Annotated in this window: 23 protein-coding genes; 11 read left to right on the top strand and 12 right to left on the bottom strand. The window is 64.7% G+C overall.

Annotation, left to right across the window (positions count from 1 at the left end):
• Positions 1–34 precede the first annotated feature (34 nt).
• Together NO357_RS05080 and murD are read left to right on the top strand one after the other, a co-directional pair.
• The gene (locus NO357_RS05080) at positions 35–607 is read left to right on the top strand and encodes a DedA family protein (protein ID WP_306734522.1); all 573 of its coding nucleotides are present in this window, start codon (positions 35–37) and stop codon (positions 605–607) included.
• Positions 604–2,001 carry a UDP-N-acetylmuramoyl-L-alanine--D-glutamate ligase gene (murD, locus tag NO357_RS05075; RefSeq protein WP_306734521.1) on the top strand — a complete coding sequence of 466 codons (1,398 nt, stop codon included), beginning with the start codon at positions 604–606 and terminating at the stop codon, positions 1,999–2,001. Before NO357_RS05080 ends, murD begins: the two co-directional genes overlap by 4 nt.
• On the opposite strand, the gene NO357_RS05070 is transcribed toward murD, so the two are convergent.
• Positions 2,002–2,676: a hypothetical protein gene (locus NO357_RS05070; protein WP_306734520.1), complete on the bottom strand. Its 675-nt coding sequence runs from the start codon at positions 2,674–2,676 to the stop codon at positions 2,002–2,004. It abuts the gene before it with no gap.
• A 277-nt stretch (positions 2,677–2,953) separates the two neighbouring features.
• On the opposite strand from NO357_RS05070, the gene NO357_RS05065 reads away from it, so the two are divergent.
• Both NO357_RS05065 and NO357_RS05060 read left to right on the top strand, forming a co-directional pair.
• Entirely contained in the window at positions 2,954–3,325 is a 372-nt protein-coding gene (locus NO357_RS05065) for a hypothetical protein (protein ID WP_306734519.1), read from the top strand.
• Positions 3,322–4,344 carry a hypothetical protein gene (locus tag NO357_RS05060; protein ID WP_306734518.1) on the top strand — a complete coding sequence of 341 codons (1,023 nt, stop codon included), beginning with the start codon at positions 3,322–3,324 and terminating at the stop codon, positions 4,342–4,344. The genes NO357_RS05065 and NO357_RS05060 overlap by 4 nt, the downstream gene beginning before the upstream one ends.
• Positions 4,345–4,347: 3 nt before the next feature.
• Here NO357_RS05060 and parE read toward each other — a convergent pair whose 3' ends face one another.
• From parE to NO357_RS05040, 4 genes are all read right to left on the bottom strand, one after another.
• Positions 4,348–6,306 (bottom strand): DNA topoisomerase IV subunit B, encoded by a 1,959-nt coding sequence (gene parE, locus NO357_RS05055; RefSeq protein ID WP_306734517.1) that lies wholly within the window; start codon positions 6,304–6,306, stop codon positions 4,348–4,350.
• A gap of 153 nt (positions 6,307–6,459) precedes the next feature.
• The gene (locus NO357_RS05050; RefSeq protein WP_306734516.1) at positions 6,460–6,882 is read right to left on the bottom strand and encodes a c-type cytochrome; all 423 of its coding nucleotides are present in this window, start codon (positions 6,880–6,882) and stop codon (positions 6,460–6,462) included.
• A 342-nt stretch (positions 6,883–7,224) separates the two neighbouring features.
• Positions 7,225–7,644, bottom strand: coding sequence for a hypothetical protein (locus NO357_RS05045; protein ID WP_306734515.1), 420 nt, complete (start codon positions 7,642–7,644; stop codon positions 7,225–7,227).
• 24 nt (positions 7,645–7,668) lie between these two features.
• A complete protein-coding gene (locus NO357_RS05040; protein WP_306734514.1) occupies positions 7,669–8,544 on the bottom strand; it encodes an alpha/beta fold hydrolase in 876 nt (291 codons plus the stop codon).
• Between the two features lie 186 nt (positions 8,545–8,730).
• Between NO357_RS05040 and NO357_RS05035 the strand changes: the two genes are divergently transcribed.
• The 5 genes from NO357_RS05035 to NO357_RS05015 all read left to right on the top strand — a co-directional run bounded on the left by NO357_RS05035 (position 8,731) and on the right by NO357_RS05015 (position 14,303).
• On the top strand, positions 8,731–9,978 hold the full coding sequence (locus tag NO357_RS05035) for a calcium-binding protein (protein WP_306734513.1): 1,248 nt from the start codon (positions 8,731–8,733) through the stop codon (positions 9,976–9,978).
• Between the two features lie 162 nt (positions 9,979–10,140).
• Positions 10,141–11,145, top strand: a complete 1,005-nt coding sequence (gene ppk2, locus NO357_RS05030; RefSeq protein WP_306734512.1) for a polyphosphate kinase 2 — start codon at positions 10,141–10,143, stop codon at positions 11,143–11,145.
• A 207-nt stretch (positions 11,146–11,352) separates the two neighbouring features.
• Complete coding sequence (locus NO357_RS05025; protein ID WP_306734511.1) at positions 11,353–11,958, top strand: DUF1007 family protein; 606 nt, start codon at positions 11,353–11,355, stop codon at positions 11,956–11,958.
• Complete coding sequence (locus NO357_RS05020; protein WP_306734510.1) at positions 11,940–12,845, top strand: nickel/cobalt transporter; 906 nt, start codon at positions 11,940–11,942, stop codon at positions 12,843–12,845. The genes NO357_RS05025 and NO357_RS05020 overlap by 19 nt, the downstream gene beginning before the upstream one ends.
• A 96-nt stretch (positions 12,846–12,941) precedes the next feature.
• Complete coding sequence (locus tag NO357_RS05015; RefSeq protein ID WP_306734509.1) at positions 12,942–14,303, top strand: MATE family efflux transporter; 1,362 nt, start codon at positions 12,942–12,944, stop codon at positions 14,301–14,303.
• 168 nt (positions 14,304–14,471) lie between these two features.
• Here NO357_RS05015 and NO357_RS05010 read toward each other — a convergent pair whose 3' ends face one another.
• The 3 genes from NO357_RS05010 to NO357_RS05000 all read right to left on the bottom strand — a co-directional run bounded on the left by NO357_RS05010 (position 14,472) and on the right by NO357_RS05000 (position 15,774).
• Positions 14,472–14,984 carry a MarR family winged helix-turn-helix transcriptional regulator gene (locus NO357_RS05010; protein ID WP_306734508.1) on the bottom strand — a complete coding sequence of 171 codons (513 nt, stop codon included), beginning with the start codon at positions 14,982–14,984 and terminating at the stop codon, positions 14,472–14,474.
• Between the two features lie 126 nt (positions 14,985–15,110).
• Complete coding sequence (locus tag NO357_RS05005) at positions 15,111–15,332, bottom strand: succinate dehydrogenase assembly factor 2 (protein WP_306734771.1); 222 nt, start codon at positions 15,330–15,332, stop codon at positions 15,111–15,113.
• Between the two features lie 37 nt (positions 15,333–15,369).
• Positions 15,370–15,774 (bottom strand): helix-turn-helix domain-containing protein, encoded by a 405-nt coding sequence (locus tag NO357_RS05000; RefSeq protein ID WP_306734507.1) that lies wholly within the window; start codon positions 15,772–15,774, stop codon positions 15,370–15,372.
• 112 nt (positions 15,775–15,886) lie between these two features.
• Here NO357_RS05000 and NO357_RS04995 point away from each other — a divergent pair, with 112 nt between their 5' ends.
• Entirely contained in the window at positions 15,887–17,089 is a 1,203-nt protein-coding gene (locus NO357_RS04995; RefSeq protein ID WP_306734770.1) for a pyridoxal phosphate-dependent aminotransferase, read from the top strand.
• A gap of 162 nt (positions 17,090–17,251) precedes the next feature.
• Positions 17,252–17,653 carry a hypothetical protein gene (locus NO357_RS04990; protein ID WP_306734506.1) on the top strand — a complete coding sequence of 134 codons (402 nt, stop codon included), beginning with the start codon at positions 17,252–17,254 and terminating at the stop codon, positions 17,651–17,653.
• A 539-nt stretch (positions 17,654–18,192) separates the two neighbouring features.
• Here NO357_RS04990 and NO357_RS04985 read toward each other — a convergent pair.
• Genes NO357_RS04985 through NO357_RS04970 form a run of 4 tightly spaced genes read right to left on the bottom strand, consistent with a single transcriptional unit; the run spans position 18,193 to position 21,735 of the window.
• Positions 18,193–18,897, bottom strand: coding sequence for a DUF1194 domain-containing protein (locus tag NO357_RS04985; RefSeq protein ID WP_306734505.1), 705 nt, complete (start codon positions 18,895–18,897; stop codon positions 18,193–18,195).
• A complete protein-coding gene (locus tag NO357_RS04980; RefSeq protein WP_306734504.1) occupies positions 18,897–19,325 on the bottom strand; it encodes a VOC family protein in 429 nt (142 codons plus the stop codon). Before NO357_RS04980 ends, NO357_RS04985 begins: the two co-directional genes overlap by 1 nt.
• A 15-nt stretch (positions 19,326–19,340) precedes the next feature.
• Complete coding sequence (locus NO357_RS04975) at positions 19,341–20,786, bottom strand: surface lipoprotein assembly modifier (protein WP_306734503.1); 1,446 nt, start codon at positions 20,784–20,786, stop codon at positions 19,341–19,343.
• Positions 20,770–21,735 (bottom strand): thymidylate synthase, encoded by a 966-nt coding sequence (locus NO357_RS04970; protein ID WP_306734502.1) that lies wholly within the window; start codon positions 21,733–21,735, stop codon positions 20,770–20,772. The genes NO357_RS04975 and NO357_RS04970 overlap by 17 nt, the downstream gene beginning before the upstream one ends.
• Positions 21,736–21,793: the final 58 nt, after the last annotated feature.

Genomic DNA, 21,793 nt, shown 5'->3' with positions numbered 1-21,793 from the left:
CCCGCCCACCCGCCGCGCCGCGCCGCGAGCGGGCGTGACGTTCGAGGGCCTGATCCAGGCGTTCGGCCTGCCCGGGCTGGCGCTGGGCAGCGCGCTGGAAGGCGACGCGGTCACCTTCTTCGGTGGTGTGCTGGCGCATCGCGGGATGTTTCCACTGACGGGCGTGGTGCTCGCCTCGGCGGCCGGCGCGATCTTCATCGACAACCTGCTGTTCCTGGCCGGGCGCCATGCCGGGCAGTCCCGGCTGGTGCGGACGTTGCTGCGCCGCGGTCCGGTGGCGACGGCGCAGGGCTGGCTGGGGCGCAACGCGGTGCTGACGCTGCTCGCCTTTCGCTTTGTCTGGGGTATGAAGACCGTCACCGTCTTGCTGATTGCCAATACCGCGGTAAGCTGGCGCCGCTTCGCGGTTCTCGACGCCTCGGGCGTGCTGCTCTGGGCCGGCACCTTCGCCGGGCTGGGATTCGGCGCCGGCACGGCGATCGAGGCGATGCTGGGGCGGCTGAAGCTGCATCACCACCTGGGGACGGCGGGGGTGGTTTTCCTGGCGGTGGCCGGGCTGTGGTGGCTGATGCGCCGGGTTGGACGGCGTGAGGGAGGTGAGCGATGATCCCGGTTGCGGGAGTGGAGAACGTCAGGGTGGCGGTTCTGGGGCTGGGCCGGTCGGGCCTGTCGGCGGCGCGCGCCCTGCGCGCCGGAGGCGCCAAGGCTGTGTGCTGGGACGACAATGCGGCGGCGCGCGAAGCCGCCGAGGCCGAGGGCTTTGCCTGCGTCGACCTGATGAAACCGGGGGCATTCGAAGCGGTGGCGGCGCTGATCGTGTCGCCAGGGATCCCGCATCTTTATCCGGAACCGAACCGGGTGATCGCCGCGGCCTGGGCGGCGGGCGTGCCGGTGGACAACGATATCGGCCTTTTCTTTCGCTCGCTGGGCGGGGCGACGTGGGACCGGTTCGACGTGGCACCGCGGGTGGTGGCGGTGACGGGATCGAACGGCAAATCTACGACCTCGGCGCTGATCCACCATGTGCTTTGTGCCGCCGGACGCGATGCGCAACTGGCCGGCAATATTGGGCGGGGCGTGCTGGACATCGATCCGCCCGGCGATGGCGGCGTGGTGGTGCTGGAATTGTCGAGCTATCAGACCGAGCTGGCCCGGGCGCTGACGCCGGATGTGGCGGTATTCACCAATATTTCGCCCGATCACCTGGACCGTCACGGCGGCATGGGCGGCTATTTCGCCGCCAAGCGGCGGTTGTTTGCGGAAGGCGGACCCGACCGTTGCGTGATCGGCGTGGACGAAGTCGAGGGCCGGTTTCTTGCCAACCAGCTGTCAGAGGGGGTTGGGGACGACCGGGTGATCGACGTGTCGGTTGAGCGGAAGCTGACCGGCCCGGGCTGGCATGTCTTTGCCCGCAAGGGGTTCCTGAGCGAGTACCGCAAGGGGCGGCAGGTGGGGGCGATCGACCTGCGTGCTGTAGCCGGACTGCCGGGGGAGCATAATCACCAGAACGCCGCCTGTGCCTATGCGGTGTGTCGGACACTGGGATTGGGGCCGCGCGAAATCGAGAAGGGATTTCAAAGCTTTGGCGGGTTGCCGCATCGCTCGCAACTGGTCGGCGAAAAGGACGGTGTGCGGTTTGTCAACGACAGCAAGGCGACCAATGTCGATGCGGCGGCAATGGCGCTGAAGGCGTTCCCGCGGGTCCGCTGGATTTGCGGCGGACTGGAGAAGGATGGCGGGCTTGGCGGGCTGCTGGAGGCCGCGGGATCGGTGGTGAAGGCCTATGTCATCGGGCGCGAGGCGGCGAAATTTGCCGTTCAGCTTCACGGGTTTGAGGTCGAGGTGTGCGGCGACATGGGCACGGCGGTGGCGCGGGCGGCGGCCGAGGCGGAGCCGGGCGAGGTGGTGCTGCTGGCGCCGGCGGCGGCGTCGTTCGACCAGTATGACAATTTCGAGAAGCGCGGCGACCACTTCAGGGAGGAGGTCGCCAAGCTGTTGTGATTATTGGCAAATCCCGCGGGTCTGGACGCCGTCCCAAGGGATCAGGATCTGGTTGGGGATGTGCAGGCTCTGCATCGGGAAGGCGCCCTTCAGAAGCTGCTCCAGCCGCCGGGTGCGCGGCGCCTGCGGGTCGAGCGCGGCGCAGCAGACATATTCCTCGACGATCGAAGCCTGCTGTTCATAGGCATAGTCGAGGAATCGGGTTTCCGTCGTGATATCATAGAGATAGGGGTCGGCCTGAAAGTCATGCTCCCGGGCGACCTTGAGCGGGGAATAGCCCGTGGTTTCACGGTTCTGCCACTGCCAGACATGGGTCAGTTCATGGGCAAAAAGCATCGCCGCGAAGAGGTAGAGGCGCGACGGATACTCGTGCAAATAATCCTTTGAATAATAGGGCTTAGCGTAGAAAACCTTGTTGAACAGGGTGAGCGCGGCGGGGCCGACGGTGATCATGTCGGTGTCGGGTTCGGGCCAGATCCGCTCGCGGCAGGCGAGACGCGGGCGTTTCTGCCGCTGGTAGGTGATCTTCTCGACGATGGCGCCGTCGTGGAAGCGGACGGCTTGCGGGCGCACGGTGCCGCCAAAGAGTTGATCGGCAAAGGATTTTTCGCCCTCGGACAGGGGCCGGGCGGTGCAGGCCGTGAGCAGCAGGCAGAGGAAAAGAGCGACTCGCATGTCCGATTTTAAGCAGAGCTTCCGGGGCGGCGCGAGGGGGTTAATGGCGGTGCGGGGCGGAAAATGCAGGGGGCTGGAACCGGTCGGGTTCCGGTCGGGTTTGCGTCGTGCGCCCGGTGGGGCAGGGAACGGTTCAGGAATGGATTGACGGGGCGGGCGGTGGGGGTGAGTTCAAAACGCGACATAATTTCGTTTCATTTTACCGATGCGGTAACGCCTTTTTGACAATCTCCTTTTAGGGGAATAGTTGTCTTCGAAACAGAAGACTTTGGTGCCTATGACTAATTATCGAGAAGAATTGCCCGATGGTTGCCCACCGCCTAGTGCCAATGAAGATGCGTTGGCTGATGTGTGGCGGTTCATACAAGGTCAAAGCCCAGTGGAAAGTGATTTCGACTCACATGCCAAGCTCGGCAAGCCGAATCGTAAGGGCGCATCAGAGTGCGATTTCGCGTCATGCTCGCTCTTTGATACCAAGGCAGCAAAAAATATGGCTAAAAATCAGTTCTTTAAAAGGAAGTTTGCTTCTCGCTTGGATATCCCGGCTTCATCAGGCAAACATCTTGCAAACTCCAAGGGGCATGTCCACCTTTGGATGTATGATGAATTTGACCCTGTCAAAGCTGTTGTTGAGACGGTGAAACTGTGAACCGATATGCGGCATATGTCGATACGCTGATTGAGGCTGACGTCCCTATTCTTGTCTTGCTGAAACGCCAGGCAGGAAGAGGAACATCCTACTTTTTTGCTTCTGCAATGCCCGACGATGATGGTGACGTGGCATACTACATTGTGGTTTCCGCGAAACCGAGTGTCGTCAAACGCTACTTCAGAGGCCAATGTGACCTTCGCTTTCTTTACACTTACGCAAAGGACGCTGTGTTCTTCTGTGCGGGTGCCGATGACATTTTGTCGGAGAGAGTCAAGCTCGTTTTGTTTGAAGGGGAAGTCACCGAAGACCACCTTCCGGCACCGCGGCTGTTTTCGAGCAGCCACACCTCCGACTATGGGTTTGAAGAAGGTCAATCAGGTGAAGAAGTTCTTTTTGTTGATGGGGAATGGGAAATGCCGGAGTTCGGGGATTTCTACTCCCGCTACTCGGACGTTTACCTTTTCCTAGCTTCCATTGAACGCGTGACTGACAAAAGTGTCTCCCAAGTCGCGAGAAGTAGAGTTCAAAGTGCGATCACATCCAAACCGTTTAAGGGTGGCGGAAGCTACGGCGGCTTGTTTTCTGACTTGCGTCGTGCCTTGCCTTATCGGGAACGTCCCGGGTTGGACAAAATCAACTACGCCTCGCCGGGTCATATGGAGATTATCGGGAACAGTGAAATCTTCGGAAGGTTGGAGGGGTTGGTTCAAAACTTCCTCGATCACTCAAAAGAGATCCACGAGGTGCATGACAAGCTTCGAAGCTTCCTAAGTAAGGGGGGGTTCCTGAAAGTAAACGCTAGAACTCCGACTTTGAGTCAAGAGCAGTTGGGTTTTGTTGTTTCAAATTCGAAAGCACTAGACGCTCGGTTGAAGCTTGAGGCTTACTCCGACCTTGTTCAGATTTCGGAGCAAAATGTTCTTGTCGTTGCTAAGATTTTGTTGGCTGTTTACCGACGTTTGGAGTTTGCTTCGCGCTTTTTCGCTCAAGGACGAATTGGGTTCGAGCAAAGCTAGTCCTCAAACATCCAACTCCTCCACAAACCTAGCGTTCTCCTGGATATACTGGAACCGCAATTCCGGCTTTTTGCCCATCAGCCGTTCCACCAGGTCGCCGGTCTCGCCGGGTTCGTCCTCGTCAATGGTGACGCGGATCAGGGTGCGGGACTTCGGGTCCATGGTGGTTTCCTTGAGGTCCTTGGCGTCCATCTCGCCCAGGCCCTTGAAGCGCTGGACGTCGATCCTGCCCTTGCCGCCGAGGCCGTTTTTCAGCACCTCTTCTTTCGCCACGTCATCGGCGACGTAGATGCGTTTGGCGCCCTGGGTCAGGCGATAGAGCGGCGGGCAGGCGAGGTAGAGATGCCCGGCGTCGATCAGCGGGCGCATCTGGGTGAAGAAGAAGGTCATCAGCAGCGCCGCGATATGGGCGCCGTCGACATCGGCATCCGTCATGATGATGATCTTGTCATAGCGCAGGTCGTCGAGGTTGAACTTGGTGCCCAGACCGGTGCCGAGCGCCTGGGTCAGGTCGCTGATCTCGGCGTTGGAGCCCAGTTTCGAGGAGGCCGCGCCGAGCACGTTGAGGATCTTGCCGCGCAGCGGCAGCAGCGCCTGGGTTTCGCGGTTGCGCGCCATCTTGGCCGAGCCACCGGCCGAGTCGCCCTCGACGATGAACAGCTCGGTGCCGTCGCGGGCGGAATTGGAGCAATCGGTCAGCTTGCCGGGCAGGCGCAGCTTCTTGGTGGCGGATTTGCGGGCGGTTTCCTTTTCCTGACGGCGACGCAGGCGTTCCTCGGCGCGCAGGATCAGGAAATCGAGGATGGCGCCGGCGGACTTGGTGTTGCTGGCCAGCCAGTGGTCGAAATGGTCGCGCACGGCGTTTTCCACCAGCCGCTGGGCCTCGACCGTGGCCAGCCGGTCCTTGGTCTGGCCGACGAATTCGGGTTCGCTGATGAAGGTCGAGACCAGCGCGCAGCCGCCCGAAGTGAGGTCGTCACGGGTGATCTGGGCGGCCTTGCGGTTGTTTGCGCGTTCGCCATGGGCCTTGATGCCCTTGAGGATCGCGGCCCAGAAGCCGGCGACATGGGTGCCGCCCTCGGGCGTGGGCACGGTGTTGCAGTAGGACTGGATGAAGCCGTCGCGCGAGGGTGTCCAGTTGATCGCCCACTCGACCTTGCCGGGGGTGCCGAATTTCTCCTGGAAATCGACGGTGCCGGCGAAGGGGGTGTCCGAGTAGGTCGAGGCGGCCCCGAGGGTTTCGCGCAGGTAATCGGCAAGGCCGCCGGGGAAGTGGAAGGAGGCCTCGAGCGGGGTTTCATTGTCGTCGATGGCGGATTTCCAGCGGATCTCGACACCGGAGAAGAGATAGGCCTTGGAGCGGATCGATTTGAACAGGCGCGCGGGTTTGAACTTGTGATGGCCGAAGATGTCCGGGTCGGCGTGGAAGGTGACGGTGGTGCCGCGGCGGTTCGAGGCGGTGCCGATCTTTTCCACCGGGCCAAGCGGCACGCCGCGGGAGAAGCGCTGTTCAAAGAGCTCCTTGTTGCGGGCGACCTGGACAACCATGGAATCGGAGAGCGCGTTGACAACCGAGGCACCGACGCCGTGGAGGCCGCCGGAGGTCTGGTAGGCCTTGCCCGAGAACTTGCCGCCGGCGTGCAGGGTGCAGAGGATGACTTCCAATGCGGACTTGTCGGGGAATTTCGGGTGCGGATCGATCGGGATGCCGCGGCCGTTGTCGCGCACGGTCAGGGAATAGTCGTCGTGCAGTTCGACCTCGATGCGGTTGGCGTGGCCGGCAACGGCCTCGTCCATCGAGTTGTCGAGGATCTCGGCGACCATGTGGTGCAGGGCACGCTCGTCGGTGCCGCCGATATACATGCCGGGGCGTTTTCGGACAGGCTCGAGCCCTTCGAGAACCTCGATGCTGTCGGCGTTGTAGTCACCTGGATCGGCGGGGGAGAGGAGATCGTCGGCCATCATGCTGCTCTTTTGTCTTGGTTAGCAGATATTATGGCAGACAGGTGCGCGCGGGGGAAGACAGATGCTGCGCCCCGCGGGATCAGAGCAGGCGATGCTCCCGCCCGGCAGCGACTGTGCCGCCGGGCAGGGGCCTCGTCTCGGAGCCGGGCGTTACTTCTGAATCGACTCGAGATAGTCGGCAAGCACCATGACCCGGCCGCGCACGAACAGTTCCTTGCCGTAGGTGCCGTATTGTTCGCCGGCCTCTGCTTCGAAACGGTCACCCCAGACCGGCATGCCGCCGGCCCAGTCAGGCGTCGCGCTGCCGTGAGCGGCGACACCGGTGCGGCCGTCGATCACGCGCACGACATGCAGCATCGGAAACTCGCCATCGGCGTTTTGTGTCAACTGGGTCAGGTCGGGCGCGCTGGTGTTCATCACCTTGGACAACGGTCCGTTGCCAGAACCATCGGCGCCGTGGCAGACGGCGCAGGCGTTCTGGTATTCGCGTTCGCCGGCACTCTCGGCCCAAGCTGCGGTACCGACGATGGAAAGCGCCGTTGCAGAGATCAGGGCAATTGTTTTCGTCATCATGTCATTTCCTCCCCTTTTGTGGATGTATAAGAACCCTTCGTCACCTTCTAACATAACGATTTTCCCAGATATTCCCAGTCGACACTTTGATCCCCGTCAACCTGTCGTCAATGCTGCCGATATGCAAGCCGGGGCGTTGATGGACGGTTTCAAGCCCTTTGATAACCTCGATGCTGTCGGCGTTGTCGTCACCGGACTTGGGGATCGGGAAGAGATCGTCGGCCTGCTGCTGGTCGTAACGTCTTGGGTGGCGGGCCTTGTGGCAAGGGGGCGCGGCGGGCAAGATCCCGGCAAAGACGGGGTGTCGAAAACGCGCCGGACCGGGGACGTCGGACTGCCTGTCTACTCGGTGCAGCGCAGAAGCCAAGTGTTGAGGTAGTGGTTCGATTGCGTGGCGACGGTGGCGTTGAAATAGCCTTTGCGCCGGATCGTGCGCCGCGGTCTGGGCGGAATAACCAGCGCGTCGAGCGAGGTGACGCTATCGCTAATGGCGATTGTGACAAGTTTGTTTTTCGCGGTGATTGCGTAGCGGTTTTCGTAATCGCGAAAGTCTTTTGATTTCACAAACGCCATGATCTCGTTGTTTTCGATCTGCAAGGTGAAGGTTTTTCGGCGGTTTTTTCGTTTGAAATTCTCGTCATCACTGAAGCCGATGAAGTTTTCCACACTGCAATGAAACTGTTCGAGGGCTGACACCTCATAAGGGCTGAGAACCAGGAAAAGCCCAGTGAGCAGGGTGGAAAGAGGTTTCACGGCGGGCATAATGCAGTCCTTTGTGAGTGCGAGTCAGCCAGTCCAATCGAGGATCGCCCGGGCCACGTCGTCCGGTTTCTGGTGGCAGACCCAGTGATCGGCGCCGTCGATCTCGATCCGGGTGAGGGCGGGGGCGAAGTCTTCAAGCCCGTCGGTCGCCTCGGGCAGGAGGGCGGTGTCGTCCTTGGCCCAGATCAGCAGGTGGGGGTGCGGCACCATCAGCCGGTCGCGCGGCAGGGCGGGGACGTCCTCGAGCGGCGCGCCGGGGGCGGCGACGTGCAAAGGCGAGGCGCGATACCAATTGATCATGGCCTTGAGGCGTCCGGGACGGGCCCATTCGCGCTTGTAGGCCGTGCGTTTCTCGGGGGTCATCCAGGCCAGGTCCATCTTGGCCGAGAACAGGCCGGTGAGTTTCTCGAAATCATTGGCGGCGAGGATATCCTCGGACCCTTCCTGACGCAGGAAGAGGATGTATTGCGAGGCCTCCGACTGGGCGCCGCCGGCGGCGAGCGCGCGCTGGAACGGCGCGGGGTGGACGCCGTTGACGATGATCAGCCGGGCCACCAGGTCGGGGGTCATCATCGCCAGCCCATAGGCCACGGCCGCGCCCCAGTCGTGCCCCAGCACGGTGCAGGGCGCGAGGCCAAGCGAATCGATCAGCTCGGCCATGTCCGAGACCAGCTTGGAGGCGGTATAGTCGCCGACCTCGGGCGGGGCCCAGCTCTGGCCGTAGCCGCGCTGATCAGGGGCAATGCAGAAGAAGCGATCGCACAGGCGGGTGGCAAGTTCGTCCCAGGCGGCGGAATATTCCGGGAATCCGTGCAGCATCAGGAGCGGCGGCCGGCCCGGATCGCCCCAGGTGAGGTAGTGGAACGGGTGGCCGGCGAGGTGGATGTGGTGGCTTTGCATGGGGGCGAGGCTGACCGCTGGACGGGGCAAAGGCAAGCGCTACGCCGCGTTCCGCCGGCGCCGGGCTTCGGTTCGTGGGGTGATCGGACCTAGGTCTGGAAAACGGCCGGACTTCGGCCAGTGCTGCGGCGCGGCGCGGGTTGCTAGGGATGTGGCAGGACCAGACCACAACACCGGAGAAACCAAATGTCTGTCACCTCTGTTGAAACGACCGGCGGCAAGATCAGGATCGATTATGCCGACGGATCGCGTGAAGAAATTGACGGCGGCCTCTACGAGCGAAAGGATGCCGATGGCAACACCGTGGAACAGCGCTTTGCCACCGTGGCGGATATCGACCGCCTGACCGCCCTGGCCGCCGAGTTCGAAGCCGCCTTGGGCCCGATCACGGCCAGCGTGGTCGAAGTGACCGTTCTCGGCAGTGTCATCGAGGTCCGTTATGCCGATGGCACCAAGGAATCGATCGCGGGCGGTGTCTATGAGCGCAAGGATGCCAATAACGAGACCATCGTCGAGCGGACCGCGACGCAATCCGATACCGACCGGCTGACCGCGCTGGCCGAGCAGGCGCCGACCAATGGCGGCAATGATGACGGCACGGCCGATCAAGGGCCGGGCGATGTCGGGACGGGCACCGGCGGTGCCGACGACGGCACCCCGGACCAGGGAACGGGTGACGCTGGCACCGGCGGAACGGGCACCGGCAGCGGCGCGGCGGGCGAAACCGTGACCGGGACTGACGGCGATGACCGGATCAGCGGCACCGAGGGCAATGACGCGATTGACGGCGGCATCGGCCGGGACCGGCTGTTCGGGCTCGGCGGCGACGACACGCTGGATGGCGGCAATGGCAACGACCGGCTGTTCGGCAACACCGGCAACGACCAGCTCGACGGCGGCAACGGCCATGACCGGCTGCGCGGCGGCACCGGCGATGACACCGTCGAGGGCGGTGCCGGCGACGACCGGGTGTTCGGCAACATCGGCAGCGACATGGTGAGCGGCGGCGCGGGGGATGACCTGGTTCGCGGCGGCCGCGGTGCCGACACCGTTGACGGGGGCACCGGCAACGACCGGGTGCGCGGCGATGCCGGCGACGATGTCGTCACCGGCGGCGACGGCAACGACCGGGTCGATGGCGGGATCGGCAACGATACGCTGGACGGCGGTGCCGGCAGCGATATCTACAACGGTGGGCTCGGCGCCGATGTCTTCGTGTTCAGCGCCGATGGTGCGTTCGACAAGATCAACAATTTCGAGGACGGGGTCGATCTGATTGACGTCTCCGCCTACGGCTTCGCCTCGGCCGACGATTTCCTGTCGACGGCCTACGAGGTCAATGGCGACACCTATATCGTGCTGGGCGACGGTGATGTGCTCAGGCTCGACGACGTCGCGCTGGCCAATGTCACGGCGGAGGATTTCATCCTCTGACACCGCTGGCACGAACACGTTTCGGCATTGTCCGGGCGCGACCGCCGCACAGTCGCGCCCGGCAAGCCTGTTGGCGGCGGGGCATGTCGTTTCTTGACACGGATCAAGGCGGCGGCAGGGAAAGTCTGTTAAACGCGCTCAAGGACTGAAAAGGAGACGCCGATGACCGACGCACCTGCTGCGCGCAAGACGAATTCTGCAACCAAACCCGAGCCCAATGCCACGGGCGGGGCCGCCGCCGTGGGCGGGGCCGCCGCCGCGCCCGAGCCTGCAAAGGCGGCCGGCGCGCCGGCCCGGCCGCGCCGGGCCAAGGCACCGACCGCCGATGAGGTGCGCCGCGCCTTCGAGACCGGCAAATATCCGTATCGCGAAAAGATGGGACGGCGCGACTATGAACGGCAGAAGGCGGCGCTGCAGGCCGAACTGCTGAAGGTGCAGATCTGGACCCAGGACACCGGTCAGAAATTCGTCATGCTGTTCGAGGGGCGCGATGCCGCCGGCAAGGGCGGCACGATCAAGCGCTTCACCGAGCACCTGAACCCGCGGTCAGCCCGGGTGGTGGCGCTGAACAAGCCCACCGACGCGGAGCGCGGCCAGTGGTACTTCCAACGCTACATCGACCATCTGCCGACCGCTGGCGAGATCGTGCTCTATGACCGCTCGTGGTACAACCGCGCCGGGGTCGAGCGGGTGATGGGGTTCTGCGAGCCCAACGAATACCTGGAATTCATGCGCCAGACGCCGGACCTGGAACGGATGCTGGTGCGCTCGGGCATCCGGCTTTACAAATACTGGTTCTCGGTGACGCGCGAAGAACAGCGCAAGCGCTTTGCCAGCCGCGAGACCGACCCGCTGAAACAGTGGAAACTGAGCCCGATCGACAAAGCGAGCCTCGACAAGTGGGATGACTATACCGAGGCCAAGGAGGCGATGTTCTTCTATACCGACACGGCGGATGCGCCCTGGACGGTGATCAAGTCGAATGACAAGAAGCGCGCCCGGCTGGCGTGCATGCGGCACTTCCTGTCGAGCATCGACTACCCGGGCAAGGATTTCGAGGTTGTAGGCCAGCCCGACCCGCTTTTGGTGTCGAGCGCGAACCACGTGATCCACCGGTCCGACCACATCCTGGGCACGGCGCTGCATCCGGATCAGCGGAGGACCTGAGAAGGGCCGATCCGTAGAGGCAGCCGCCTGACGGCGCCACGCGCAGGCGACCGCGCGTGGCGTTTTCTTTCTGGCATTGGCTGGGCTTGCCGCGGCGCGGTGCGGGCGCAAATCCGCGCAGCGTGCCGGCGGCGCGTTGCAGATGGCGGCACAGCGGCGTAAATGGCGCGTATGAGGCATGTTTTCCGGCATATGGCGGCCGTGGCGATGGCCGCACTTAGCACCGCTGCGGCCGCGCATCCGCATATCTTCGTCAGTACCGGGCTGACCCTGGTGCGCGACGAGGGGCGGCTCGTCGGCGTCGAGGTGGTCTGGCAATATGACGAATTCTATTCCCTGCTGGTGCTCGAGGACATGGGGCTCGATGCCGACTATGACGGTACGCTGACAGATGCGGAACTGGCGCAGCTCGATGGTTTCGACATGAACTGGATCGAGGGTTTTGCCGGCGATCTTTACGCGATGCAGGCGGGCAGGGCCGTGCGGTTGGGGCCGCCCGAGCGGCGCGGGACGACACTGAGCGAGGGCAAGATCACCAGCCGGCATTTCCGCCCGGTCGAAGGTGGTACGGCGGGAGAAGCATGGACGTTCAAACCCTACGATCCAACCTTCTATACCGCCTATGACATGGGCCTTGGGGTGAGCGGGCCGGACGGCTGCGAGGTCAAGATCGTCGCGCCGGACATCGGGGCGGCGCAGGAGAAGCTGCTGGCCGAGTTGGCGCAGATCCCCGAGGATGGCGAGAGCGATTATCCGCAAGTGGGTGAGCAGTTTGCCGAGACAGTGGTGGTGACGTGCGCCGCGGGCTCCTGATCCTGCCGCTTGTCGCCGGACTGGCACTGGCGCTGTGGCTGTGGGGGTTCGGCGGGCTCGAAGCCCTGAAAGCCTGGGCGGCGGCGGGTCAGCGCGACGTGCAGAACGCCATGGCGGGCACGCTCCGGCAGTTGCGCGCCGGCGATGGCGCGGCCTGGGCCGGGCTGATGGGCCTGTGTTTCGCCTATGGGTTCTTTCACGCCGCCGGGCCGGGGCATGGCAAGCTGGTGATCGGCGGCTACGGGCTGGGCCGGCGCGTGCCGATGCGCCGCCTGATGGGCCTGGCGCTGGCTGCGAGCCTGGCCCAGGCGGGCACCGCGGTGGTGTTGGTCTATGCCGGGGTTTTCGCCTTCAACTGGACCCGCGAGCGGATGGTGGACGTCGCCGACCGCCTGCTGGAGCCGGTCTCCTATGGCGCGATTGCGCTGGTCGGGCTGTGGCTTCTGCTGCGCGGTGCGCGGCGGTTTTGGGCGGTGCGGGTGCATCAGGTGCAGGACGGGCATCAGGTACACGAGGATGGCACCTGTTCCTGCGGACACAAGCACGGGGTGAGCCTGGAGGAGGCAGCGGAGGTGAGGAACTGGCGTGACGCGCTGGTGGTGATCACGTCGGTGGCCCTGCGACCCTGCACCGGGGCGGTTTTCCTGCTGATCCTGACCTGGCGGATGGGCATCGACCTGGCCGGGATCGCCGGCGCCTTCGTGATGGGGCTGGGCACGGCCAGCGTGACGGTGGCCGTGGCGGGGTTGTCGGTGAGCATGCGTGAGGGGGCGCTGGCACAGGCGATGAGCGGCACGGCGGCGGCACGGACGGCGTCGCTGATCGAGCTGTGCGCCGGGGCGCTGGTGGCGGTAGTGGCGGCGCAGCTGGCGCTGGCGGCGATCTAGCGCCATTCGCGACCCGGGCGATCTCGGGCGGTTCCGTCGGGGCGCGCGGGTCGACGGGCTTGCCCCTGCGCGAGGCGGGGCGTAAGGCATGCCGCCATGCGTGATCCCTTGACATATGGTGGCCATCTGCGGGCGGTCCTGGGGCTGGGGCTGCCGTTGATCGGTGGCAACCTGGCGCAGTTCGCGATCACGCTGACCGATGCGGTAATGCTGGGCTGGTACGATGTCGAGGCGCTGGCCGGCGAGGTGCTGGGCGGCATGGTGATCTTCGTGCTGTTCCTGTTCGGCTCGGGGCTGGCGCTGGCGGTGATGCCGCTGGTGGCCGAGGCGGAGGCGGCGGAGGATGCGACCCGGGTGCGCCGGGTGACGCGGATGGGGCTCTGGGCGTCGGTGGGTTTTGCGGTGGCCTGTTTCCCGGTTTTCGTCTTCGCGCGGCCGCTTCTGCTGCTGCTGGGCCAGGCGCCGGGGGTGGCGGAACTGGCGGCGCAATACATGCAGATCGCCGGGTTTGCCATCGTCTTCTCGCTGTTGGGCATGGTGCTGAAAAGCTATCTTTCGGCGCTGGAGCGCACCGCGATCGTGCTCTGGGGCACGGTGGCGGCGGCCGTGATCAACGCGGTGGCCAACTATGTGCTGATCTTCGGCAACTGGGGCGCGCCCGAGCTGGGTATTCGCGGCGCGGCGATGGCGTCTTTCGTGGCCCAAATGGTCATGTTCCTGGCGCTGCTGGTCTATGTCCTGGTCCGGGCCAACCAGCATGCGCTGTTCGTGCGTCTGTGGCGGCCCGACTGGGCGGCGCTGGCGCTGGTCGCGCGACTGGGTTTGCCGATCGGGCTGACCATCCTGGCGGAAACCAGCCTGTTCGCCGCCAGCAGCGTGATGATGGGCTGGCTGGGCGCGGCGGCGCTGGCCGCCCACGGGATCGCGCTGCAACTCAGCTCGGCCACCTTCATGATCCATCTCGGACTGAGCAGCGCCGCCACGGTACGGGCCGGGCGGGCGGTGGGCCGGCGCGATGGCACCGATCTGCGCCGTGGGGCGCGGGTCGTGACCGCGGTGTCGATGGCCGTCGCGCTGCTGGCGGTGGTGGTGTTCCTGGCGGTGCCGGGCTGGCTGGTGGGGCTATTCCTCGACCCGTCCGATCCGCAGCGCGGCGAGGTGCTGGCGGTGGGCGTGGTGCTGATGGCGGCGGCGGCGCTGTTCCAGTTGGTCGACGCGGCGCAAGTGATCGCGCTGGGGCTGCTGCGCGGCGTGCAGGACACCAAGGTACCGATGCTGATGGCGGTGGTAGCCTATTGGGTGATCGGCGTGCCGGTGAGCTATGGGTTGGGGTTTCCCGCCGGGCTGGGCGGGGTCGGGGTGTGGCTGGGGCTGGCCATCGGGCTGGCGGTGGCGGCCGGGCTGCTGATGTGGCGGTTCTGGGCGCGGGCGATGCAGGCTGCCGTTCCGGCGCCGTGACGCGGGCGCGCGTGGCCCGGGCCGGAGCGATGCCAAACGGGGAGGCCGAGGCAGGCCCGGTTCGCCCGGCCGGCGGCATTGTCTGCCCCTGGCAAGCGGCGTGCGGCGAAAGCTTGTGTCCGAACCGCGCGTCGAGCGCAGCGCACCGGAGACACGGGTTTCGCGTTTTCAGTAGATGTAGCGGATCTGATCGGTCCAATACCGCTCGACCCGGCGCAATGAGGTGGTGATGTCGTCCAGCCCGGCAGGGCTGAGCACGCGCTTTTGCACCAGCCCCTCGGCATGGCGGGCGAACAGGGTCTGCACCAAGTGGCGGATCTCGCGCCCTTTTTCGGTCAGCCGCACCCGCACCGAGCGGCGGTCGATTTCGCAGCGCTGGTGGTGCATGTAGCCCATGTCCACCAGCTTCTTGAGATTGTAGCTGACATTCGAGCCCTGGTAGTAGCCGCGTGATTTCAGTTCGCCCGCGGTCACCTCGTTGTCGCCGATATTGAACAGCAGCAGCGCCTGGACCGCGTTGATTTCGAGCACGCCGACGCGTTCGAATTCGTCCTTGATGACGTCAAGCAGCAGGCGGTGCAGCCGCTCGACCAGCGACAGCGTTTCGAGATAGCCCGTCATGAAACCGGCTTCGGATCCGTCGCTGATCGACCCTTTGCCAACTGGTGCGTGCATGCTCATCCCGTGTCTCCGTCGCAACTGCTCGGGGAGGCAAACTGGTGCAAAAAGCCGAAAAATCCGTTAAATCCTGCGTGTCATTCGCTAAAATGCGATGCATTGCGCGCAAGCGCCGGTCGGCGCGGCCGGTCAGACCATGCCGATCAGGGTGCGAATTTCACCGATCAGCGGGGCGTGGCGGCCCGGCGGTTCGGCCTGGCCGCTGACCCATTGATAGAGGTCCTGGTCGTTTTCAGCGAGCAGCGCGTCATAGGCATCGAGTGCGGCTGCGTCCATCCCGTTGAGCCGGGCCGCGGCAAAGCGCATCAGGATCAGATCCATTTCCTTGGTGCCGCGCCGCATCGAGCGCATGTGCAGCCGCTTGAGACGGGCGTCACGGGGCTCGGGTTCAGCCAAGGCCGGACTCCCGGGCGACTGCAGCCAGTTTCTTTTCCAGCGCGCCCAGCCGGTTTGCCGTCTTGTTGGCCCGGGCTTTAAGTGCGCGGAGCTCGGCCAGGATGTCCTTGACGTCGTCTCCGATCGGCTCGCCTTCGCTGGGAGCGGGAATGCCGTCGCCGATGCCTTCCAGCAGCCAGGTCAGCGACACGTTGAGCAACCCGGCCAGCATCTGCAGCTTGTTGGCGCGCGGCTCGGACAGGTCTTCTTCCCAGTTCTGCAGGGTTGCCAGCTTCACACCCAGCCGCTTGGCAAGTTGTTTCTGGCTCATGCCGGAGGCCTCGCGTGCGCCGGTCACGCGGTCGCCGAAGGTGCTGGAGGCGGGGTCGAACCAGCCGTCGCTCAGGTCATCGCTCATTGCCGTTCCTTTCCAGGCATGCCGTGATCATGTCGCCCGATCGCGCTTGATCGCGGGTATCGTGCAACTTATGACAGAGATCGACGAGACTCAAACCGGGATCCCCGACATCATGGCCTTCCTTTCCGACACGCTGGCGCGGGTGAAGCCGTCGCCGACCATCGCCGTTTCCAACCTGGCCGCCGAGTTGAAGGCTGCGGGTCACGATGTGATCGGGCTGGGCGCGGGTGAGCCGGATTTCGACACGCCCGACCACATCAAGGCGGCGGCGAAGGCGGCGATCGATGCCGGCCGCACGAAATACACCGCGGTCGACGGCATTCCCGAGCTGAAGCAGGCAATCTGCGCCAAGTTCAAGCGCGACAACGGGCTGGAATATGAGCCGGCCCAGGTCAGCGTCGGGACCGGAGGCAAGCAGATTCTCTATAATGCCTTGATGGCGACTCTGAACCCCGGCGACGAGGTGATCATCCCGGCGCCTTACTGGGTGAGCTATCCCGACATGGTGCTGCTGGCGGGCGGCACGCCGGTGCCGGTCGAGGCGACGCTGGAGAACGCGTTCAAACTGAGCCCCGAACAGCTTGAGGCGGCAATCACGCCGAAAACCAAGTGGCTGATTTTCAACTCGCCGTCGAACCCGACCGGAGCGGGCTATACCCGCGAGGAACTCAAGGGCCTGACCGACGTGCTGATGCGGCACCCGCATGTCTGGGTGATGACCGATGACATGTACGAGCACCTGGCCTATGACGAATTCACCTTCTGCACGCCGGCGGAGGTCGAGCCGGGGCTTTACGACCGCACGCTAACCTGCAACGGGGTCTCGAAAGCCTATGCCATGACCGGCTGGCGGATCGGCTATGCCGCGGGGCCGAAGGAGCTGATCGCGGCAATGCGGAAGATCCAGAGCCAGAGCACCTCGAACCCGTGTTCGGTGTCGCAATGGGCAGCGGTCGAGGCGCTGAACGGCACGCAGGCGTTCCTGCAGCAGTGGGCCAAGGTGTTCCAGGGTCGCCGCGATCTGGTGGTGCGGATGCTGAGCGAGATCGACGGTGTGACCTGTCCGGTGCCGGAGGGGGCGTTTTATGTCTATCCGTCGATTGCCGGGCTGATCGGCAAGGCCACGCCGAAGGGCACGGTGATCGACAGCGACGAAGCCTTCGCCAAGGCGCTGCTCGAGGAGGCCGGCGTGGCGGTGGTGTTCGGCGCGGCTTTCGGGCTGAGCCCGAATTTCCGAGTGAGTTATGCCACGTCGGAGGCGGCGCTGGAGGAAGCCTGCCGCCGGATCCAGAGTTTCTGCGCCGGGCTGTCCTAGGGCGGGCGGCCGGTTCCGCCGGCACGAGAGCCGCGGGGCCAGGGGGTCGCTTGCCAACCCCAAAAGACCGGCTGTCGCATGGGCAGCGTTGGGTTCAATGCGGCATTGCTCTTGCAACCGGCAGCAGGTAATCCCTGAAGGTGAAAGTGAGCGAAGGATCCGATGGCGACCGATCTGCCAGACTACTATTTCCGGGTGCGGGAAAACGGCGCCTTCGTGTTCCGGGTGGACACCGAAAACCGTCAGCGCCGGATCGAGATGGACCAGATCGCCGTCATCAACATCCGCAACGGCGAGATCAAACCGCATGGCCAGCGTGAGCTCACGGACAAGGACATGGCGGTGATCCGCGACTGGATGGCAGAGCGCGAGGCGGTGCTGGCGGCCCGCGATATCGACGACATTCACCGGGCGGTGGATTACCTCAACCTCACCACCCACTGGGCCCAGTCGCGGGCCACGGACGCGCAGCTCGAGGATGTGACCGATGTGCTGCTCTTGGCGATGCACGATCTGCGCGCGGTCCTGGTGCGCAAGAAAGCGGATCGTCTGCTGAAAGACTGAGGTGGACTTGTCGCCCTCGGGCGTTGCCCAGCCGCCACCCGCAACACCTTCGGGCGACAATTGGGGCGGGCCGCGGAAATGCCTTTCGGACCGAAGCCGAAACGAGGCGCGTCTTCGGCGCGGTGGCGCGTGGTCCGGTTGAGCGGGGGAACGCGCTCATGGTCTGGCGGTTCGGTTTGCGGGCCGGTTTCGGAATTGCGCCGGAATGGTGGTTCCGGCCCGAAGCGGACGGTGCCTTTTCGGGTCGCGCGCCGCGATCCGACCGAGACGGGGGAGGCGCTGCCTCCCCCACACCCCCTCCGGGATAATTTTGGTCAGATGAAGGCGGACGCGCCTGTCTTCCTCTTTCAGCAAATATCCCGGGGGGTCTGGGGGGGTGGCCCCCCAGTCGGTCGGATTGGCGGCGCCAATTCGAAACCGACAACCGCGCCAGGTTGAAGCCGTCTGCCCCGACGCAGCCTGAAGAGACCAAGTAACCGGGTCATCGAACTGGCGCGACGCACTCTGGTCGGGGGCCGGTTTTGCAGGCAAGCCGCTGGTCAGCGCCGTGAAACCACCAGCCCTTCGAGTTCGCGCTTGAGCTTGCGGACCATGGCGGCCTCGTAGTCGGAAAAGCCGAAGGCCGGTTCGGTAAAGGCCCCGGGCCCGGCGATCACGTTGAAGCGAAAATAGGCGGTCAGCTCGCCGATCTCGACATAGCGGGCATCGCCCGTGGCCGGTGCGTCGGCGCCGATGACCAGGGCGTTGATGGTGATGCCGGCGGCGGCGGCCTCGGCCCGGACCGGGGCGGGTGGCGGGCCGGTGTTGGACTTGCCGTCGCCCGAGAGATCGAGCGTGCGGCGCCAACAGGGGCGCGGCGCCAGCGCGGTGATGCCGAAACGCATGGCCGCCCCCAGCGCGGTCGAGGACGGCAGGCCGGTGCGCGGCGCGGTGGCGATGCGGTTCGCGGCGCTTTCGAGCACGGCGGCCGCGGTGATCGCGGTCCAGGGCAGGATCACCCGCGCCGCGCCGGGGGCGCTCCATTCATAGACCATCAGTTCAACCGGCGCCTGTGGCAGCGCCAGCAGGGCCTCGGTGACCTCGGGGTGGCGCAGGGCGTTGGCCAGTCCCCGCCGTTGCAGCGCATACTCGGGGCTGTCGACCGAGCCCGAAACGTCGAGCCCGAGCGCCAGCGCCTGGCGGCAGGCGGCCTTCGCCGGGTCGCCCGCCAGCATTGCGGTGACAAGCGCCGCGGCGCGCCACATTACCAGTGGCCGGTGTTTTCCATGCTGGCCCAGGGCTCTTCCGGCGGCAGCGGGTCGCCTTTCTGCAGCAGTTCGATCGAGATGTTGTCAGGGCTTCGGACGAAGGCCATGCGGCCGTCGCGCGGCGGGCGGTTGATCACCACACCGTTGTCCATCAGGTGCTGGCACATCTCGTAAATGTTGCCGACCTCATAGGCGAGATGACCGAAATGGCGGCTGTCCGAGGGCAGCCCGTCGTCGCCGTCCCAGTTGTAGGTGAGCTCGACAGGGCAGTCCGGCTGGTCCGGCGGTGCCATGAAGATCAGCGTGAAGCGGCCCTGTTCGCTATCGTAGTGACGGGTCTTCTGGAGACCCAGAAGTTCGTAGAAGGCCATGGATTTTTCCAGGTCCTTCACCCGGACCATGGTGTGGAGATATTTGAGATGCATGTGACGTGCTCCGGCTCAGAAATTTGATCTGAGGCCAATAGACAGCGTCATCTCCTCGGTGTCAAAGCGTCCGACATTGGATTCGGTCTTGCGGCCGCGCAAGCTGAGAGTGGGGGCGAAACCGGCGAAGCCGTAATCCTCGAAATGGACGGTTACGCCACCAAACAGCGACTTGTCTTCGCGCTGCAGCGTGGTCAGCGTGAACAGCCCTGTCAGCAACCGGTATTCGGGGTATTCGGACAGCGAGGCGCCGATCACGAAGGACAGCTTGGCCGGCCCGATCTTGCGCCCGACGTCGTAGCCGAGGTGCAGCGCGGCGCGGCGCTTGCGGAAATTGCCGTAGTCGCTTTCGGTTTCCGCCACAGACAGCCCCAACGCCAGTTGATCGCCCCCGGCCAGGTCTTGGCGCAACACCGCGCTCAGCTCGCCGGTGGTGGATTCTCTGTTCGGGCGATCATAGTTGCGCCGGGTCACTTCGGCGGCAAGCGACAGATTGCGCGACCCGCTCAGCCGGAAACCGCGCTCGGCTTCGAGCGAATAGGCACGGAAATAGCGTTGTCCGGAATACCAGCTTTCGGCATAGGCCGCCCGGAGGCGCCCGTAGCCGTTGCCTTTCGGCGCCTCGGGCGAGGTGCCCAGGCGGAAGGCGTGCGACAGCCCGATCTTGGCGTAGATGCTGGAGAAATCCGCGCCCGTGAGAGCCTGTTCGGAGGGGAAGGGGCTGCTCTGCAGTTGCTGCCGCGCCTCTCGCGACAGGATGACCTGGCGTGTCGAGGCATGAAATTGCAGGTGGGTTTCGGCATTGCGGCTGCGCGACAGCCGGTAGGCGCCGTTGACACGGGCATTGACGGTCGTGCCGGACAGCGCCAGAGCCGAGGGCGTGAGGTCGAGCGGCGTGGTGTCGAGCCCGTCGATATCGTTCACCGGATCCTGAGCCCCGGAATTGACGTTGTCGGAGGGGTCGACCGAGAAGCCGAGCTGCACCGTCCAGGGGTTCTGCGCCCGCAGCAGTTTGAAATCGGCGACGGCCTGTTTACGCAGGCGTTCGTTGGGCACGTAGTCATAGGAGCGGCGCAGCCAGTACTGCGCCAGCGTGTGGCGCTCGTCCTTCAGCGCCATGCGGGCGGCGAGCTGGGCGGTGTTGTAGCGGTCGAGCTCGTGGTCGGAGTAGCGGAAGGCATAGCCAGCGGCCCGACGCGACAGGCCGGCATCGCCCAGCCGGCTGTAGGCATGGGCGATGATATAATAGGCTTGCGGATCCTCGGGATCGGCCTGCAGGAGACCCTTGGCCAACTGGATAGCAAGCGCGTAGTCGCCGTTGGAATAGGCGGCCAGCGCCGCAGAACGAGCCTGCGGAATGCTGAGGGTGACGCTACGGTCTTCTGCGCCCGAGGGAGCCGCCGCGAAAAGCAGCGCGGCGGCCAGCGCGCATCGGACCGCGCGCTTAAGGCACACCCGCACCGGGGTTCACATCGGCGCAGATCGCCGCGGAGGCACCTGCCGTGCCGCATTGATCGAGGACGAAGACCCCGTATTCCTCTTCGTTTTCGAAGCCCAGCGGATTGCCTTTGCCATCCCATTCGTTCAGGCGGACGCCGCCGGCCACGGATTCGGCATCTGGCCCACCGAAGATACCGGCATATTCGCCGATGGTTTCGCCGACCACCCCGGAATATTCGACGGTGCCGGAGAAGCTGCCGTCATCGGCGATGTCGGTGGCGATCAGCGCCAGGTCGGGCAAGGCGACGGCATAGTCGGTCAGAACCCGGTTATAGATGCCGCCATTGACGGAATTGTCGGCGAAGTTGGCGTTGAGGAAGATCCGGCCCGTCACCTCGGCCGCGTCGACCGGGACCAGCGACGGATCAATGCCCGGCGGCACCGGGATCAGGTCGCCGCCGTCGCCCGGAACGTTGGTCAGGCCGGCGTAGCGCCCGGCATAGGACACCTGTCCCGTGGCCGGGGAATAGTTGTCGCGCTCGTAGTAGACGCCGCCGAAATAGCGGTTGAACTGGCCGCCGGACACCACGACCGCGCCGCGGACCGCGCCGGAATTGCCTGACTGCATCACGAAGGCGGTGACATGGCGGTCGAGCGCATCATCCTGCGCCGTGTATGCCTGGTAGCCCGGCACGTCGAGCGCCGGGTTGCGGCGGTAGACAGCGGCAAACGGCACTTCGTCGAGGTTGATCCCCTCGACGGTGATGGTGGCGCTGCCGGGAGAATAACTGACCGCCGTGACATTGCCGGCCACACTGGCCGGGATGGTGTCGCCGGTCGGGGTCGTGCCGCCGCCGGTGCCGCCGGTGCCGCCTGTGCCGCCGTTGGTGGTGAAGGGGTTGGTGCTGTCGCAGGCGATCAGAAAGCCGCCCACCGCGCTCAATATGAGTGCCTGTCGCAAAATGCGCATGATGTTGATCCTGCCTCGATCCGTTTGTTTTGTTTTGCCGTAGAATCGCGAGGGTTGC

It is taken from the genome of Marimonas arenosa (assembly GCF_030848945.1).
Lineage (GTDB): Bacteria > Pseudomonadota > Alphaproteobacteria > Rhodobacterales > Rhodobacteraceae > Marimonas > Marimonas arenosa.
Note: the sequence above shows the minus strand (reverse complement) of the source record. Positions and strands in the feature narration are given on the sequence as shown.

What these genes read in the sequence shown, in the direction of transcription:
- murD (WP_306734521.1), top strand. Translation starts at nt 604, where the DNA reads ATGATCCCGGTTGCGGGAGTGGAGAACGTCAGGGTGGCGGTTCTGGGG.
- NO357_RS05070 (WP_306734520.1), bottom strand. Translation starts at nt 2,676, where the DNA reads ATGCGAGTCGCTCTTTTCCTCTGCCTGCTGCTCACGGCCTGCACCGCC.
- NO357_RS05065 (WP_306734519.1), top strand. Translation starts at nt 2,954, where the DNA reads ATGACTAATTATCGAGAAGAATTGCCCGATGGTTGCCCACCGCCTAGT.
- parE (WP_306734517.1), bottom strand. Translation starts at nt 6,306, where the DNA reads ATGGCCGACGATCTCCTCTCCCCCGCCGATCCAGGTGACTACAACGCC.
- NO357_RS05050 (WP_306734516.1), bottom strand. Translation starts at nt 6,882, where the DNA reads ATGATGACGAAAACAATTGCCCTGATCTCTGCAACGGCGCTTTCCATC.
- NO357_RS05045 (WP_306734515.1), bottom strand. Translation starts at nt 7,644, where the DNA reads ATGCCCGCCGTGAAACCTCTTTCCACCCTGCTCACTGGGCTTTTCCTG.
- NO357_RS05040 (WP_306734514.1), bottom strand. Translation starts at nt 8,544, where the DNA reads ATGCAAAGCCACCACATCCACCTCGCCGGCCACCCGTTCCACTACCTC.
- NO357_RS05035 (WP_306734513.1), top strand. Translation starts at nt 8,731, where the DNA reads ATGTCTGTCACCTCTGTTGAAACGACCGGCGGCAAGATCAGGATCGAT.
- ppk2 (WP_306734512.1), top strand. Translation starts at nt 10,141, where the DNA reads ATGACCGACGCACCTGCTGCGCGCAAGACGAATTCTGCAACCAAACCC.
- NO357_RS05025 (WP_306734511.1), top strand. Translation starts at nt 11,353, where the DNA reads ATGGCCGCACTTAGCACCGCTGCGGCCGCGCATCCGCATATCTTCGTC.
- NO357_RS05015 (WP_306734509.1), top strand. Translation starts at nt 12,942, where the DNA reads ATGCGTGATCCCTTGACATATGGTGGCCATCTGCGGGCGGTCCTGGGG.
- NO357_RS05010 (WP_306734508.1), bottom strand. Translation starts at nt 14,984, where the DNA reads ATGAGCATGCACGCACCAGTTGGCAAAGGGTCGATCAGCGACGGATCC.
- NO357_RS05005 (WP_306734771.1), bottom strand. Translation starts at nt 15,332, where the DNA reads ATGCGCTCGATGCGGCGCGGCACCAAGGAAATGGATCTGATCCTGATG.
- NO357_RS05000 (WP_306734507.1), bottom strand. Translation starts at nt 15,774, where the DNA reads ATGAGCGATGACCTGAGCGACGGCTGGTTCGACCCCGCCTCCAGCACC.
- NO357_RS04995 (WP_306734770.1), top strand. Translation starts at nt 15,887, where the DNA reads ATGGCCTTCCTTTCCGACACGCTGGCGCGGGTGAAGCCGTCGCCGACC.
- NO357_RS04990 (WP_306734506.1), top strand. Translation starts at nt 17,252, where the DNA reads ATGGCGACCGATCTGCCAGACTACTATTTCCGGGTGCGGGAAAACGGC.
- NO357_RS04985 (WP_306734505.1), bottom strand. Translation starts at nt 18,897, where the DNA reads ATGTGGCGCGCCGCGGCGCTTGTCACCGCAATGCTGGCGGGCGACCCG.
- NO357_RS04980 (WP_306734504.1), bottom strand. Translation starts at nt 19,325, where the DNA reads ATGCATCTCAAATATCTCCACACCATGGTCCGGGTGAAGGACCTGGAA.
- NO357_RS04970 (WP_306734502.1), bottom strand. Translation starts at nt 21,735, where the DNA reads ATGCGCATTTTGCGACAGGCACTCATATTGAGCGCGGTGGGCGGCTTT.